Genomic DNA, 14,972 nt, shown 5'->3' on the forward strand with positions numbered 1-14,972 from the left:
GGCGAGCGGGCGCGTGGATAGACTGAGGCGCGAACTTGTCAGTGGCGATGTTTCAGTGCAGCAATTGCTTGCGCTATGCAGCCATAAGGAGACCGCGTGTCGACCGAATGGAACGCCGGCTATGTCACGGACGTCAACTACACGTTCGGCTACTATGGCGAGCTGAACCCGCTTCGCTGCCGCTTGCCGCTACTGCTGGTCGGCCGCCACGCGCCAAAGATCGAGAACGCCTGTGAACTGGGCTTTGGCCAAGGGCTCTCGGTCTCTATCCACGCCGCCGCTCAACCCGGGATCAAGTGGTACGGCACCGATTTCAACCCGTCCCAGGCCGCCTTCGCGTCGGAGATGGTCAGGCTCGCGGGCGCCGAGGCCATGCTCTACGACGAAGCCTTCGCCGACTTCTGCAACCGCAAGGATTTGCCGGATTTCGACTTCATCGGCCTGCACGGCATCTGGACCTGGATCTCCGACGAGAACCGCGGCGTCCTGGTCGACTTCATCCGCCGCAAGCTGCGGCCGGGCGGGGTGCTCTACATCTCCTACAACACCTTGCCGGGCTGGTCGGCCTCGGCGCCGATCCGCCACCTGATGAAGCGTCATGCCGATGTCATGGGCGCGCCCGGGCAGGGGATCATCGGGCAGACCGACGCGGCCCTGGGTTTCATCGATCAGTTTCTGGCGCTGGAACCCCTCTACGCCAAGGCCAACCCCGGCGCGGTCGAGCGCGTCACGCAGATCAAGGGACAAGACCGAAAGTACCTAGCGCATGAGTACATGAACCGGGACTGGCGCCCGATGTACTTCGCCGACGTCGAGAATTGGCTTGGGAACGCCAAGGTCAGTTTCGCCAGCTCGGCCTACACGCTCGACAATCTCTACGAGTTGAACATGACCGCCGACCAGGTCGATTTCATGCGCGCGGTGCCAGACGTCTCGCTGCGCGAGACCATCCGCGACTATTGTACGAACCAGCAGTTCCGGCGCGACTATTGGCTGCGCGGGGTACGCGCCGTGGTCGGTCACGAGCAGATCGCGGCCCTGCGTGAAGAACGCATCGTCATGACGTTCGCCAAGGAAGACGTGCCGACCAAGGTGAGAGGCGTGATCGGCGAAGCGGGGCTGATCGACGAGATCTATAAGCCGATCTTCGAGTTCTTGATGGATCACAAGCCCCATACGATTCTCGAGTTGGAGATGTATGTTGGCAAGACCGTCAACTTCTCGCAGTTAAGTTCGGCGCTCAGCATCCTGCTGGGTCTCGGCGTCGTCCATCCCGCTGCTCCGGGGCAGGACCAGGCCAAGGCCAAGACGCGGACCAACGCCCTGAACAAGGCGATTTCCCGCCGGTCGCTGTCGGTCGGAGACATCGCCTATTTCGCGTCCCCGGTCACCGGCGGCGGTGTCCCGGCCGCACGGTTCAACCAGCTTTTCTGGCTCAGTAAGCAGAGTGGTGGGAAGACGCCCAACGATTGGGCCACCTTCGCCTGGCAGCTGCTGCAGGCGCAGAGCCAAGCGATCATCAAGGATGGCGTCACTCTACAGGGCGATGACAACCTGGTGGAGTTGAGGTCCCAGGCCGAGCAATGGGGCGCGAAAATCCTGCCAGTTTGGACCGCTTTGGGAATTTAGATCTGGGCGCGGCGCACGCCAAGCGAGAGCTGGGCCTTGGGGCGGACTTGGCGGCGCTTCGGGGCGGTCGCCACTCAGGCCTCGGTTTTCGCCCGATGGGCGTACGATTGTTAAATTTCCCAACACTTCCGGGCGTATTTGAAGCTTAGGGAGATGTAGTCGCCATCGTATTGGAGGGCCTATCCGGAAGTTCAGTGTTTACAGCATTGCGCTGGATTAAGGGGTTATGGATTAAACTTCCTTCGGAGAACTCTATAAATCGAGGACACTCTAAGGTCTTGTTGCGGCGGGGGTAGCTAGCCCGAGATATTGAGGCCGACGATTCAGGAATCTCATCGCGCCACCGCAATAGCGGAAGTTGAACGGCGAATTCACGACGAAATGTCGGATTCTCGTAGCAGGATGGTTGCGAAACCGAGGCGGTTAAGGTATAAAGAATAGGTCTACCCACAAGACTTCCCATTAGCCCCGTCGGAGATCGATATCTTCGGCGGGGCTTATGCATTCGGGGCCTGGGTGTTCGGCGTTAGCGCCGAAGGCGATGCTCCCGGAGCCCGGCTGGCTAGATCCGGTCTTCCGGCGGGGAGGGATCCCGTCGCGTCAGGTGCGGGCCGTGGGTCACCGGTTGGCGTTCCAGAATTTGGCGAACCTTGCGCACCGCGGCCGAGGCCCGGCTGCGGCGCTGACGCCAGAGCAGCAGGCTCATCGCCCCCAGGGTCGCGGCCAGGAAAGGCATGGGCCCCAGCAGCCACACCGCCGCCGCCAAAGCGAAATAGTAGGCGCGGACGCCGGCGTTGAACGCCGACAGGGCCGGGTTGAGGATGCCGCCCGCGGCTTCGGCGTATTCGGCGAGGACGGGCGGCGGCGCCCACATCGGCGCGGCGCCGATCGCGGCCAGGCAGTAGTTCATCTGGCGGATCGACCAGATGAAGTCCAAAAGGCCGCGCGCCAGGGCCACGAGGACCAGGCCCAGCTTGACCTGGAACATCAGCGGCGTGGTCTTGGCCAGCACCGCCAGGCCCTCGACGCTCTTCCACGCGCTGTCGCCGCCGAACAGCACCCCTGCCGCCGCGGCGATCAGGATCAGGTTCGACGAGGCGAAGAAGCTGGCCGAATTGATCGCATGGCCCAGCAGCTGGCCGTCCAGCAGGGCGATCTCGCGCACCGCCATCTCCTGCATCCACCGGCGGCGGATCACCGTCATGTCGGTGTTCAATACGCCGCCGCCTTCGCCCAGCCGCTTGAGCATGGGCTCGTACAGCAGCCAGCAGGCGGCGAAGATAGTCAGGACGATGGTGTCGAGCAGGTGCATGGGCGAAATCTAGACGGACGCGGAGAGTCGGAAAACCTCGTTCAGTTTCTTTGTCTTTGACGCGCGACGGGCGCCGAAACCGCTGACACTTTCGGCTGTCGCGCTAGTCCTCGATAATCAGACTATTGCGCCCCGTGTCCTTCAGCACGATCGAGCAGATCAGGCCTAGCGACATCACTCCGGCGACATAGAGGTAGAAGGCGCTCTCCATCTTCTCGTGCTTGAAGGCCAGGGCCACCATCTCGGCCGTGCCGCCGAACAGCACATTGGCCAGGGCGTAGGGCAGGGCCACGCCCAGGGCGCGGACGTGGGCGGGAAACATCTCGGCCTTCACGACCGCGCTGATCGAGGTGTAGCAGGACTGGATCGCCACGCCGGCCAGGATCAGGGCCAGAGCGGTCGTCACCGAGGTCGCGCGGCTGATGCCGGTCATGATCGGCCAGATGCTCAAGGCTCCGCCGCCAAAGGCCAGGATCAGCATCGGCTTGCGGCCCACCTTGTCCGACAGCCAACCGGCCAGGGGCTGCATCAGCATGAAGCCGATCAGGCTGAGCGCGCTGACCTCCGAGGCCTGGCCCTTGCTGAAGCCGGCCGTGTTGACCAGGAACTTCTGCATGTAGGTCGTATAGACATAGAAGGTCAGCGAACCGCCAGCCGTCAGGCCCATGATCAGCAGGCTCTCGCGCGGATGGCGGCGGACCAGTGGCACGATCAGCGAAGCGAAGAACAGCACCAGGAACACAGCCGCCAGCATCTGGGCCGGCCGGGCCAGCGGTCCGGTGGTCACGCCGGTCACGCCGGCCGCCACGGTCAGGGCCAGGAGCACGCCAGCGCTGGCCACCTGGCCCTTCGACAGGGTCTCGCGCTGGGCCGGAGCCTTGAAGGCGATGCTCTCGTCCAGGCCTCGGCGGATCCAGAACACGACGATGGCCAGCAGGGCGCCGATCGCGAACGGTACGCGCCAGCCCCAGGCCTTCAGCTCGGCTTCGGGCAGACAGCGCTGAAGCACGATCAGCACGCCCAGCGCCAAAAGCTGGCCGGCGATCAGGGTCACGTAGTGGAAGCTGGACCAGAATCCGCGACGGGCCTTGCCCGCCATCTCGCTCATATAGGTGGCGCTGGCCCCATACTCGCCGCCGACCGACAGGCCTTGCAGCACGCGGGCCAGCAGCAGGATGGCCGGGGCCCACAGGCCGATGGTCTTGAAGTCGGGGGTGACGGCGATGATCAGGGCCCCGCCGCACATCAGGGCCACCGAGGCCGACAGCGCCGCGCGGCGCCCGGCGTGGTCGGCGTAAATGCCCATCAGCCAGGCCCCGATCGGGCGGGCCACGAACCCCAGGAAGAACACCGCCGCCGCCTGCAGCAGCTGCACGGTCTGGTCGCCCTTGGGGAAGAAGGCGGGGGCGAAATAGAGGGTGAAGGCGGCGTAGGCGAACCAGTCGTACCACTCGACCAGATTGCCGGCCGAGCCGCCCAGAATGGCCTTGGCGCGGGCCAGCGGCGACAGGCGCGGGCTGGCCGGTTGGACGGTCGCCGTCATGTTGTTCTCCCCCTCCCGCTTTGGAGGGGGAGCTTAGGCGAACGCCGATCCAGGGCAAGCGCCCCGAAGGGCGGCGCTAGAGCCTGTCCGTTTCTGATGGAAACATCAGAAACGGATAAACAGGCTCTATCTCAAACCTTTAGAGCGTGGCGGGCGCCGAAACCGCTCACACGTTCGGCTGCCACGCTCTAGATCCTGCCGAGCAGGACCAGGATGATGATGATGACCAGGATCAGGCCCAGGCCGCCGCTGGGAAAGTAGCCCCACGACCGGCTATGGCCCCAGGTGGGCAGGGCGCCGATCAGGGCCAGGACCAGAATGATGATGAGGATCGTGCCGAGCATGGTGCGAAGTTCCCTCCAATCCCAGGTCCGCCACCATGGCGACGCTGGGGTCAGGTCTTCGGAATTCGCAGTGTCGCTTGTCGGTTCCGCGCTGTTTGGTTCCCGACACTAGCGCCTTTGGCGCTTTCTCGGCCTTAGGCCGGCGTGTCCTCGGCCTTGCGCAGGCGGAACGCCCAAAGGGCGCCGATCACGCCGCCCTTGACGCGCGGCAGGAGCAGCAGGGTAAGGAGGGCCAGCGGGATCAGGGTCACGGGCGCGACCAGGAACGGCGAGGCCTGCCAGATCCATGGCAGGAACAGCAGCGGGGCCACGAACAGGTGGCCGACCAGCAGGATGGTGAAATAGGCCGGGCCGTCGTCGGCGGGGTAGCCGCCCAGTTCGTGCCCGCAGGCCTCGCACTCGGGATCGACCTTCAGGTAGCGCATGTACAGCCGGCCGTCGCCGCAGTTGGGGCAGCGGTGCAGCAGGCCGCGCTTGAGGCCGGTGAGGAGCGGGGACACGGGCTGGGTCTCTGGCATAGCGCTCATATGCGCCTTTGGGCGCGGCGAGAAAAGGGCGACCAGCCGTCGCACGGGCGACCTTTTGTCCAGGCTTTCAGTAAGTAACGGTGAACCAGTTCATGGATTTAGCCTGGATTAAACAATGCAAACGATGTCTCGACGGCTGGTCGAAGCAGGTTTGGTTAATGAAGATGATCTTCCACAACGATATTCGGAAATCGTGGGCCCTCGATCTGGGGGGCGGAACCGTCCCGGCACCCTGACGTTGATCGCGTGTTCTGAAAAAGCGAGGCGAACCATGACGCCTGATCGCGACAAGCGCTCCAACGACCTCTCGAAGCCGCCCCATAAGGGCGAGGCGGCGTCCAAGGCCGAACACGCCGTTCGCCACGCGCCGGATGGCGCCGTCGCACCGCACGAGAAGCGGACGATCGGCGCCGAGACGTCGCGGGAAGAGGACGCCTAGTTCTTGGCGTCGCGGGCGGCGCCGGCGACGGCCTTGCCGGCGGCCGAGACGTCGCGGCCAGCGCCCTCGATGGTGTTGCAGGCCGAGACCAGCAGGGCGGCCGCGGCGGCGGCGAGGACAACGATCTTGCGCATGAAGAGAAGGCTCCGATTGGGAAGGCGCGGGACCTTAGCCATGGGCCGCGCCAAGCTTCAAGAGCCCGGCGCGGCTCGCGGTCAGCCGACGCGGCGGACCGAGCTGTAGCGGTCGTTCTGCTTCTTGGGCAGGCTGGCCGCATCGTAGTCATAGCGCCAGCACTTGCCTTGATAGTAGGCGTGCTCGCAGAACTCCCACGACCCGCGCGGGATGCGCATCGACGATACGCGGTCGTTGAAGCCGAGGCGCGACAGGTCCGGCTCGTCGCCGCGCAGGGGGCGGGCCTCGCCGCGGAAGCCGTCGTGCTCGAACAGCACGACCCCGCCGCCGCCCCAGCGGCCTCCGCCCCACCGTTCGTCGCGCCGATCATCGCGCCTGTCGTCACGGCGATCATAGCGGTCGTCACGATGGCTCCAGTCGCGGTCCTGGGCGACGGCGCCGGTGGTCAGCAGGGCGATGGCCCCGCAGGTGATCAGGAAAGCGGTCTTACGCATGTCGAGAACTCCCTAACGAACGCGGCGGATCGAGCTGATCGCGTCGTTCCACTCGCGGGGCAGGATGGCTTGGTCGGCGTCGAGCCGGCTGCAGCGGCCCTGATAGTTGGCGTGTTCGCAGATCTCCCACCGGCCGCCGGCGCGACCGACCCTGATCGACGAGGCCCGGTCGTTGAACTTGACCGCGCCGAGGTCGGGCATGTCGCCGATCACCTCGTAAGCGCGGCCTTCGTACTGCGGGTCCTCGAACATCACGATGTTGTCGCCGCGATAACCGCCGCCACCCGGACGGCCACCGCCGTAGCCACCGCCGCCGTAGCCGCCGCCATAACCGCCGCCCGGATTGTTGAAGCCGGCGCATTCCAGGCGGCCGTCACGGTTTTCCAGGCCCTGGCTTCCGCAGTCGCGGCTGCGGGCGCTGGTCCACTCCCAGCCGCCCCGGCTGCTTTGGCAGCGGGCCCAGACTTGGCCGTTGAAGGCGGTGATCTCGCGGCACGAGCGGGTGTAGGAGCCGCGCGGCGGATCGTCGTACTGGCCATTCCAGCTGGGCGCCTGGGCCGAGGCCGCGCCGGCCAGCGAAAGGGCCGCTAGCGAGAGGAAGGCTTGGGCCGCGAGGGCCAAGGTCTTGCGCATGTCTGTTTCCCCACCAAAAGCTTCGTTGTGACGCCAGCTAGCCGCTTGCCAACTGAACGGCGGCTGAACGGCCCAGCTTAACCTTCAGCGGTCGCCGGGGCGATAGTCGACCCTGACGTGTCCCTTCAGCTGCTCTTCGGTGAACAGCACCGGCTTGGTCTTCATGGCCACGAACAGGGGCGTCTGGTCGGCATAGTGCGGCGAGGTCTTGTCCAGGGTGGCCGAGCCGAACTGGTGGATGCTTTCGGAATGGAGCTGGCCGGCTTTGTCCCAGGTGACGAACATGATGAAGGTGTCGCCGCCGTCGGCGGTGGTCGTGCCATCCTTCTCGGGCTTGCCCCAGACCGAGCGATAGGTGTCGGCCGCGCCGTCGATCGGCAGGTTCACGCTTCCGCGCCGGATGCGGTTGACTTGGCCCCACTCGGGATCCAGGCGGCCGAAATGGGTCTTCAAGGTCTTGATCGCCGCGCGCAGGCTGTCGATCGGGGCCGGCGCCGCATCGCCGTTCGAGCGGGCGAACAGGATCGGCTGGCTCATCAGCGCCGCCAGCGCCGCGCCGCGATCGTGGACGTCGGCCTTCCTGTCCCAGGCGCGCAGGATGGCCTGGGCCTTGGCGAGGTCGGCGTCGCCCTTGGGATCGATCGCCGTCACCTCGCGGACCATGTCCATGACGCTGGAGCGGTCGCTGAACGCCACGTCGAACTTGTGGGTCCGAAAGCTCGCGTCGGTGATGGCATGGTCGGTCCCGAAGGTCTCCAGCGCCCGCCAGGCGCGGTTGGTCATGTTGGTCTGCAGGCCCATCGAGGCCGGGAAGTCGGCGGGCTTGAGGTTGTCGGCGTCCTCGCTGGCTCGGAACGGGGTGTTGTTGGAGTTGAACACCAGGCCCGACTTCGGATTCCACAGCTGCGGGCTCTGCTCGACCGGGCGGTAGCCTTGCCAAATCAGGTCCGAGCGATCACCGGGCAGGATCGCGGCCCAGTCGGCGGCGACCGCGCGGTTCGGATACTGGCCGTTGTGGACGAAGCCGATGTTCCCCGCCGCGTCGGCATAGACGTAGTTCAGGCTGGGAATGGCGTGGGTGGCGATGGCCGCGCGCCACTCGTCCATCGTTCGCGCGCGGTTCAGTCGCCAGTACTGCAGAGGCTGGCGCCACTCGCCCATGCCCGCGTAGCGGATCGCGAAGACGCCGTGATCGGTCTCCAGCACCGGCCCGTGGACCGAGCGCAGCACGGCCTTGCGCACCGGCAGGACGATCGGACCGAGGAGCTTCACGCGCAGGGTGACGTAGCGCCTGTCGAAGTCCTTCCACTGGCCGTCCAGCCGGTACTGGTTCTTGTCCTTCGGGTTGATCGTCAGCCGATAGATGTCGACCAGGTCGGGCTTGGACACGGTGTTGGCCCAGCCCAGGGTGGCGTTGTGGCCGTGCAGCATGAACGGCGCGCCGGGGAAGAAGCCGCCGGCCACGTGCCAGCCCTGGCCGCTCTCGACCACCGCCTCGTACCAGGCGACGGGGCCGGTATAGGGCTGGTGCGAATTGACCAGCAGGCGGGTCGCCCCGTCGGCGCTGCGCGAGGGCGCGGTGGCCAGCCCGTTCGAGCCCTTAGCGGGCGGGGGCGGCGCGCCCGGAGTCGTCAGGTGCTTCAGCTCGCCGTCCAGGCCGTAGAAGAACGGCTGCTTGAACACGAAGCCGGCCTCGACGTCCTTGCCGGTCAGCGGCAGGAAGCCGGGCTTGACCTTCTCCGGATGCTGGGCGGCGTAGACGCTGACTCCGTCGGCATAGGCCTCCATGACCTTGCGCAGGTCGGCGGGCAGCTGGGCGTAGTGGGCGTCCACGGTGGGCCAGACGTCGAGCAGGGCGGCGACGTAGTCGGTCGGCGCGGCCCCGGCGCCCTCGCTGCGGGCCAGCACGCCTCGCGTGGCCAGCACCACGTCCTGCAGGGTCTCGAAATCGTCCTCGCTCTGGGCGTAGGCTAGGCCGAACGCCGCGTCGGCGTCGGTGCGGCCCAGCACGTGCGGCACGCCCCACGCGTCGCGGCGGACGCGAACGTCATAGGCCTTGGCCTTGTCGAGGACGGCCCGCCGGTCCGGGGCCTTGGGCAGGCTGGCGCGGTCGATCACGACCAAGGTCGCGGCGGCCAGCACCACGAGCGCCAGCAACGCGCCGATCCCACGCAGGACCCACTTCATCATGCTTTCCCCCCGACCTCCCCGGCCGTTCTATTTATTATCGGCGATCATGCGGGCCTCCCTTCGTCGAGGAAAGAGCCGCTTTCGACGAATCCTTGCTGAAACTTCATGATATCGCCGTTCGCCGAAGCGCTTCGGCCTGCTACGACAAGCGCCACAACAAGGGAGGCGCGCTGATGGCTCGCAAGCACGTGGTTTCGATTCTGGCCCTCATGGCGTTCGGCGTCGGCGGCGCGGCGTTCGCCCAAGTCCCCGCCAACATCGCCAAGGCCCTGGCCGATCCGGCGCGCCCGGCGGCGGACACCGCCCGCGACGCGGCCCGGCATCCGGGCGAGATCCTGGCCCTGGCCGAGGTCAAGCCGGGCGACACGGTCGTCGACTACATCATGGGCGGCGGCTACTTCACCCGCATCCTGTCGGGCGCGGTCGGCCCCAAGGGCGTGGTCTACGCCTTCCAGCCGGCCGAGTTCATCAGTTTCAAGGCCCAGTACGGCGAGGACCAGAAGACCACCGTGGCGGCGCTTTCCAACGCCAAGGCCGTGAACGGTCCGATGACGGCGCTGGACCTGCCCGACAATGTCGACGCGGTGATCACCGTCCAGAACTATCACGACCAGCACCTGAAGCCGTTCCCCGCCGACACGGCCGCCAAGGCCAATGCCGAGATCTTCAAATCGCTGAAGCCGGGCGGCGTGTTCCTCGTCATCGACCACGCCGCCTTGCCGGGCGCGACGACGGCGCCGGACGCCCTGCACCGCATCGACATCGCCCAGGTGAAGAGCGAGGTCGAGGCCGCCGGCTTCAAGCTGGAAGCCGAAAGCCCGCTGCTGGCCAGTTCGGCCGATCCGCATACGGCGAGCGTGTTCGATCCCAGCATCCGCGGGAAGACCGATCAGTTCATCCTAAAGTTCCGCAAGCCGAAGTAAGGCTGCTAAAACTGTCATCCCGGCCAAGCGCGTAGCGCGCCGAGCCGGGACCGCAGGAAGCGCCGCGCTTTCGGTGGTCCCGGGTCTCCGCTGCGCTTCGCCCGGGATGACAGCAATTTACGACGCCCGCGCCTCCGCGCCCATGAAGATCACCTTGGCGCCCTTGTTCACGGCCGAGCCCAGCTCGGCCGCGTCCCAGTTGGTCAGGCGCACGCAGCCGTGCGAGGCGCGCTTGTTGACCAGCTTGGGGTCGGGCGTGCCGTGGATGCCGTAGGTGTCCTTGGTCAGGTCGATCCAGGTCGAGCCTACCGGATTGTTCGGCCCGGGCTTGATGGTCAGCTTGGCCTTGGGCTTGCCGAAGGTCAGGCGCGACGGGTCGTAGGTGTAGGTCGGGGCCGGGGCCAGGGTCCGCACCGCCCACTCGCCGGACGGCGCGGGGCGCTCGGTGCTGCCGACCGTGGCCGGATAGACCGCCAGCTCGACGCCGTCCTTGTCGAAGGCGCGGACCTGGCCCAGAGCCTTGTCGATTTCGATGCGCTCGACCTTGCGATCCAGCTTGTCGGCGCCGGCCGCCGTCACCACGATCGTCGTCCCGACCGCGCCGAAGTCGACGCCCGGATTGAGCGCCTGCAGCAGGGTCTCGTCCATGTGGAAGCGCTCGGCCAGCATCTCGAGCGGGCTCTGGTAGTTCATGGCCGGCAGCTGGGCCATCGCCTCGTAGTCGTCCTTGGGGATGGGCGGCGAGAATGGACCGGCCAGGTCGTCGGGCGTGATCATGTAGTCGACCAGCACCGGGCCGCCGTCGCCGGCGGTCAGGGTCTCGAGCAGCTTGGCGCTGAGTTCGCCGTCGGCGGGCAGGCCGCGTGACGCCTGATAGGCCTGGATGGCCAGCTTCAGATTGGTCCCGTCGCGGCCGTCGATGACTCCGGGCGAGAAATGGGCGCGGTCCAGCAGCGTCTGGACGCGGACCAGCGCGTTGCGGCGGGCGTCGGGATCGGTGGCGGCCGGATCGAAGGCCGCGCCGTTGATCGCCTGGGCCAGCGGCGAGCTGGCGGCGACGGCGGGCGGGGCGGGGACCAGCGGCGGCGTCGCGGCGGGCGCCTTCTGGACCGTCTTGGCGGGGGCGGGCTTGGCCGGGGGCTTGTCGTCACAGGCGCAGAGGGCCAGGACGGCGAGCAGAGCGAAACGGGAAACCAGGCCGGTCATGCAATCTCCAGGCGGGCCGAAAGGCGGGGCCCAAGGGTGGGAACGAGTCCATGGCTTCAAGGCTTGAGCCATGGCGAAGTTCCACCGGGAATGAGGATCGGCTTGAGAGCGCTGCGACGGCTTCTGTGGGGTCTGGGACTGCTGGCGCTGGCCGTCGGCGGTTTCTGCCTGTGGGTGGTCTGGCCGACCGGAAAGTCGTCGCCGAAGCCCGCCCAGCCGCGCGACGTGGCCGCCTATGCGCCACCGCAGGACCAGCACTTCGGCTCGATCGACCCGCCGTCGGCCCTGAGCGCCCCGGCCGGCGCGCCCGAGCGCTGTGACGGATCCGACGCGCCCGAGACGGCCGCCGCCGTCAACGCCGCCTCGCTGTCGACCCTGGCCTGGACCCCGTTCGGCAAGCCGGAGACGGGTTGGGAGATCTACGCCCCCCGCATCGCCGCCGAGATCGGCACGACCTGCGGGCCGGGTTCGAACGGTTTCGCCTCGGCCCTGGCCCGCTGGCAGGGCGCGCACGGGCTGCAACAGACCGGCGTCGTCGATCCCGCGGTGTTCGCCGCCATGCTGGTGCGATGGCACTTGGCGCGGCCGTTCGTGCGGGTGAACCGCGAAGGCGTCTGCCCCGGCGCGCCGCCCGAAGCCAACCTGGCCCTGGCCGACCCCAAGGAAAGCTTTGGCGGCAAGTCTATCCGCCTGCGGCCCGGCGCGCTGGACGCCTATCGCCGGATGGTCGGCGAGGCGCGGGCGGCGGGCGTGTTGCGGCGGCCCGAGGCCCTGATGATCTATTCCGGCTTCCGCGCCCCGGACGCCGACGCCCAGCGTTGCGCGCGGGACAACAACTGTCAGGGGCTGATCCGCACCATCTGCTCGGCCCATCGCACGGGCCTGGCCATGGACGTGTTCATCGACGCCGCCCCGGGCTTTGGTCCCGACTCCTCGGCCGACGCCAATCGCCTGGTGATGTCGCGCTCGCCGCTCTATCGCTGGATGGTCGTCAACGCTGGCCGGTTCGGCTTCGTCAACTACGCCTACGAGCCCTGGCACTGGGAGTGGACGGGCGAGCCGCTGCTGCCCGGCGTGCCGATCTCGAGCCTGCCCAAGGACGGCTCGGAGGCGGCTACGGAACCTCCGGAAGACACCACTGCGAAAACGCCGGCCGCTGTTTCAGGCGCGCGTAATAGGCGTTGAGCGCCGGCCAATCCTCACGTTCGATCGGGCTGAACAGCCAGCGGTGGACCGATAGGCCCAGCACGATGTCGGCCAGGGTGAAATGCTCGCCGGCCACATAGGCGCCGGTGTCGACCAGCCGCGCGTCCAGAAGGCCCATGGCGGTGTTCCAAGCCACGACGCTGGCCTTGATCTGCTTGGGATCGTCGAAGCCCGGCGACTTGCGCACCAGACCGGCGAAGGCGTAGCGCCAGGCCGTGTTCAGCTCGGTGCACTGCCAGTCCATCCACTGGTCGACCAGGGCCCGCGCGCGGCGGCCGTCCGGGAACAGCGGCGTGCCCGCCGCCACATAGCGGCAGATGGCGTTGCTCTCCCACAGCGGCCCGTCCTCGTCGATCAGCACCGGCACGAGGGCGTTGGGGTTCCACTGCAGGAACTTCGGATCGTTGGTGGGCGAAAAGCCCGCGCCCCAGTCCTCGCGCTCATAGGCCAGATCCAGCTCGTCCAGGGTCCAGAGGACCTTGCGGACGTTGATGGACGAGGTGCGGCCCAGGACCTTGGGGATCGTCACCGGGTCATCCAGGGCTTGGACTTGCCGGTCGGCGCGACGGCGCTGGCGCGCTCGACCTTTCCGGTCGAGGCCTTGGCCCCGTGGCCGTGCTTGCCCTGGGCGGCCTTCTTCAGGCGGAGAGCGCGTTGCATCGGCGTTTCGCCTTCGGGCGCCGGAACTTCGGTCTTGTCGGTCATAGGGGCGATGTAGGCCTCGAAAGACGCCTTGAGAAGGCCGCGCTTGAAGGTCAGTCTGGAAAGATGTCGCGCCGCCGTTCGGTTCCCCTGCTGATCGCCTTCGTCGCCCTGGCCGGGGCGCCGGCCCATGCCCAGACGGCGTCGCCGCCAAAGGCCGAGCCGAACGAGGTTTCGCCGGTGCTGATCCTGCCGCCGACCCAGCCGCCCAAGCTGGTCTCGACCTATCCGGCCGAGGGCCAGACGGTGTCGCCGGGCGTGCTGATCCTGAAGGTCGCCTTCGACCAGCAGATGTCGCCCAGCGCCTGGAACTACGCCCCCGCGCCGGGGGCCGAGCCGATGGACTGCGTGAAGACGCCCCGGCTGCTGAACGACCAGAGGACCTTCGTCCTGCTGTGCCGGGTGCTGGCCGACAAGACCTATGGCGTGACGTTCAACGCCCAGCGGCCCGGCGGCTTCGCCAATCTCGGCGACAATCCGGCCGCGACGGCGGCCCTGACCTTCAAGGTCGATTCCGGCGCGCCGATCACCACGGTTCGCCGGGCGATGGAGGCGGCCAAGCTGCAACCGGACCAGATGCCGGTGCAGGACGCGCCGATGGCGGTCGCCTCGACGCCAGTCGTCCCAACACCCGTCGCTCTGGGGGCGAACAGGCGCTAGGGCCAATCGCCATTCAGCCCCAAACACCGCTCATCCCCGCGAAAGTGGGGATCCAAGCTGACTCTCGGCGCGTGGCGCCGCCCAGAACCCATCCGCGGACCCGGCTTGGGTCCCCGCTTTCGCGGGGATGAGCGGAATTAGGGAATGTCCGAGGCTATGTCGATCCGTCCTAGCGCCCTGACCGAAGCGTGTGGCGCGCGCCGCCGCCTTGCCGCATCATCATCCGATGACGGGGGAATCGGGCGGGCGCGATTGGACGGGGGCTGACCTCGCGGTGGTGGTGGGCGACTATGTCGCCCAGCTGGAGAAGACGCTCGCCGGCAAGCCGGTCGACCGCGCCAGCCACGACCGCACCGTCCGCTTCGTCACCGGCAAGTCGGACATGCCGATCACCTGGAAGCAGGGCGAGATCTCGGCGGTGCTGTCGCTGCTGGGCCTGCCGATCCTCAAGGATCAGCCGCCGCGCTGGTCCTATGACGAGGCCCTGCTGGAGGCGGTCGAGGAGCAGCTGGCCGCCAAGCCGGCCCTGCTGACCGCCGCCGTCCGGCCCGCCGCCCTGTTCACCGCCCCGTCGGCCGTCGCGCTGATCGAGACCGCGCCGCCCCGGCCGATGGCGATGGACGAGCGCCTGATCCGCGCCATCCAGCGCTTCGACATGTCCAGCCGCGAGGCCGACGACCGGTTCCTGAAGGGCCTGGGCGTGGCCAGCATCGTCGCCCACGAGGCTCGCCGCCTGTCGGACCGCGGCCGCCCCGATCTGGCCGGCCGGATCCGTCCGGCCCGCGACGGCGACCCGGACGGCTGCGACGTGATCAGCTTCGGCCTCGACGAGATTCCGCGCCTGATCGTGGTCAAGACCACCCTGGCCGGCGAGGTCGCCCCGTTCGGCCTCAGCCATGCCGAGTTCACCCTGGCCGAAGCCCAACCCCACGCCTTCCGCATCCGCCGGGTCTACGACCTGCTCGGCGAGGCGCGGTTCTATCGGCTCAAGCCGCCGTTTGGGTGAGGGGGGCGATATCGAGCGGCCTC

At 67.5% G+C, this 14,972-nt stretch carries 17 protein-coding genes; 6 read left to right on the forward strand and 11 right to left on the reverse strand.

What is annotated here, in order from left to right:
* Positions 1–96 precede the first annotated feature (96 nt).
* A complete protein-coding gene (locus ABIC66_RS14090) occupies positions 97–1,629 on the forward strand; it encodes a methyltransferase regulatory domain-containing protein (RefSeq protein WP_354070918.1) in 1,533 nt (510 codons plus the stop codon).
* A gap of 562 nt (positions 1,630–2,191) precedes the next feature.
* Here ABIC66_RS14090 and ABIC66_RS14095 read toward each other — a convergent pair.
* From ABIC66_RS14095 to ABIC66_RS14110, 4 genes are all read right to left on the reverse strand, one after another.
* Positions 2,192–2,941, reverse strand: coding sequence for a DUF599 domain-containing protein (locus ABIC66_RS14095; RefSeq protein WP_354070919.1), 750 nt, complete (start codon positions 2,939–2,941; stop codon positions 2,192–2,194).
* Between the two features lie 103 nt (positions 2,942–3,044).
* The gene (locus ABIC66_RS14100; protein WP_354070920.1) at positions 3,045–4,484 is read right to left on the reverse strand and encodes an MFS transporter; all 1,440 of its coding nucleotides are present in this window, start codon (positions 4,482–4,484) and stop codon (positions 3,045–3,047) included.
* A 188-nt stretch (positions 4,485–4,672) separates the two neighbouring features.
* Entirely contained in the window at positions 4,673–4,828 is a 156-nt protein-coding gene (locus ABIC66_RS14105) for a DUF3309 family protein (protein WP_354070921.1), read from the reverse strand.
* Between the two features lie 134 nt (positions 4,829–4,962).
* A complete protein-coding gene (locus ABIC66_RS14110) occupies positions 4,963–5,355 on the reverse strand; it encodes a DUF983 domain-containing protein (RefSeq protein WP_354070922.1) in 393 nt (130 codons plus the stop codon).
* Between the two features lie 271 nt (positions 5,356–5,626).
* On the opposite strand from ABIC66_RS14110, the gene ABIC66_RS14115 reads away from it, so the two are divergent.
* A complete protein-coding gene (locus ABIC66_RS14115) occupies positions 5,627–5,794 on the forward strand; it encodes a hypothetical protein (RefSeq protein ID WP_354070923.1) in 168 nt (55 codons plus the stop codon).
* On the opposite strand, the gene ABIC66_RS14120 is transcribed toward ABIC66_RS14115, so the two are convergent.
* The 4 genes from ABIC66_RS14120 to ABIC66_RS14135 all read right to left on the reverse strand — a co-directional run bounded on the left by ABIC66_RS14120 (position 5,791) and on the right by ABIC66_RS14135 (position 9,243).
* The gene (locus tag ABIC66_RS14120; RefSeq protein WP_047409677.1) at positions 5,791–5,928 is read right to left on the reverse strand and encodes an entericidin A/B family lipoprotein; all 138 of its coding nucleotides are present in this window, start codon (positions 5,926–5,928) and stop codon (positions 5,791–5,793) included. The two genes, ABIC66_RS14115 and ABIC66_RS14120, sit on opposite strands and share 4 nt — an antisense overlap.
* Before the next feature lie 81 nt (positions 5,929–6,009).
* The gene (locus ABIC66_RS14125) at positions 6,010–6,423 is read right to left on the reverse strand and encodes a beta/gamma crystallin-related protein (protein WP_354070924.1); all 414 of its coding nucleotides are present in this window, start codon (positions 6,421–6,423) and stop codon (positions 6,010–6,012) included.
* Between the two features lie 12 nt (positions 6,424–6,435).
* Positions 6,436–7,056, reverse strand: a complete 621-nt coding sequence (locus ABIC66_RS14130; RefSeq protein ID WP_354070925.1) for a beta/gamma-crystallin — start codon at positions 7,054–7,056, stop codon at positions 6,436–6,438.
* Positions 7,057–7,140: 84 nt separating this feature from the next.
* Entirely contained in the window at positions 7,141–9,243 is a 2,103-nt protein-coding gene (locus ABIC66_RS14135) for an acylase (protein ID WP_354071280.1), read from the reverse strand.
* A gap of 176 nt (positions 9,244–9,419) precedes the next feature.
* On the opposite strand from ABIC66_RS14135, the gene ABIC66_RS14140 reads away from it, so the two are divergent.
* Positions 9,420–10,169 carry a class I SAM-dependent methyltransferase gene (locus ABIC66_RS14140; RefSeq protein WP_354070926.1) on the forward strand — a complete coding sequence of 250 codons (750 nt, stop codon included), beginning with the start codon at positions 9,420–9,422 and terminating at the stop codon, positions 10,167–10,169.
* A 117-nt stretch (positions 10,170–10,286) separates the two neighbouring features.
* On the opposite strand, the gene ABIC66_RS14145 is transcribed toward ABIC66_RS14140, so the two are convergent.
* Complete coding sequence (locus ABIC66_RS14145) at positions 10,287–11,375, reverse strand: L,D-transpeptidase family protein (protein ID WP_354070927.1); 1,089 nt, start codon at positions 11,373–11,375, stop codon at positions 10,287–10,289.
* Positions 11,376–11,477: 102 nt separating this feature from the next.
* Here ABIC66_RS14145 and ABIC66_RS14150 point away from each other — a divergent pair, with 102 nt between their 5' ends.
* The gene (locus ABIC66_RS14150; RefSeq protein WP_354070928.1) at positions 11,478–12,560 is read left to right on the forward strand and encodes a D-alanyl-D-alanine carboxypeptidase family protein; all 1,083 of its coding nucleotides are present in this window, start codon (positions 11,478–11,480) and stop codon (positions 12,558–12,560) included.
* On the opposite strand, the gene ABIC66_RS14155 is transcribed toward ABIC66_RS14150, so the two are convergent.
* Together ABIC66_RS14155 and ABIC66_RS14160 are read right to left on the reverse strand one after the other, a co-directional pair.
* Complete coding sequence (locus ABIC66_RS14155) at positions 12,490–13,110, reverse strand: glutathione S-transferase family protein (protein WP_354070929.1); 621 nt, start codon at positions 13,108–13,110, stop codon at positions 12,490–12,492. The two genes, ABIC66_RS14150 and ABIC66_RS14155, sit on opposite strands and share 71 nt — an antisense overlap.
* On the reverse strand, positions 13,107–13,286 hold the full coding sequence (locus ABIC66_RS14160) for a hypothetical protein (RefSeq protein WP_354070930.1): 180 nt from the start codon (positions 13,284–13,286) through the stop codon (positions 13,107–13,109). Before ABIC66_RS14160 ends, ABIC66_RS14155 begins: the two co-directional genes overlap by 4 nt.
* A 63-nt stretch (positions 13,287–13,349) precedes the next feature.
* On the opposite strand from ABIC66_RS14160, the gene ABIC66_RS14165 reads away from it, so the two are divergent.
* On the forward strand, positions 13,350–13,943 hold the full coding sequence (locus ABIC66_RS14165) for a hypothetical protein (protein ID WP_354070931.1): 594 nt from the start codon (positions 13,350–13,352) through the stop codon (positions 13,941–13,943).
* Between the two features lie 226 nt (positions 13,944–14,169).
* A complete protein-coding gene (locus tag ABIC66_RS14170) occupies positions 14,170–14,949 on the forward strand; it encodes a protein NO VEIN domain-containing protein (protein WP_354071281.1) in 780 nt (259 codons plus the stop codon).
* Positions 14,950–14,972 lie beyond the last annotated feature (23 nt).

Origin of the sequence: Caulobacter sp. 1776, from assembly GCF_040545685.1 — a bacterium.
In the GTDB taxonomy this organism is placed as follows: Bacteria; Pseudomonadota; Alphaproteobacteria; order Caulobacterales; family Caulobacteraceae; genus Caulobacter.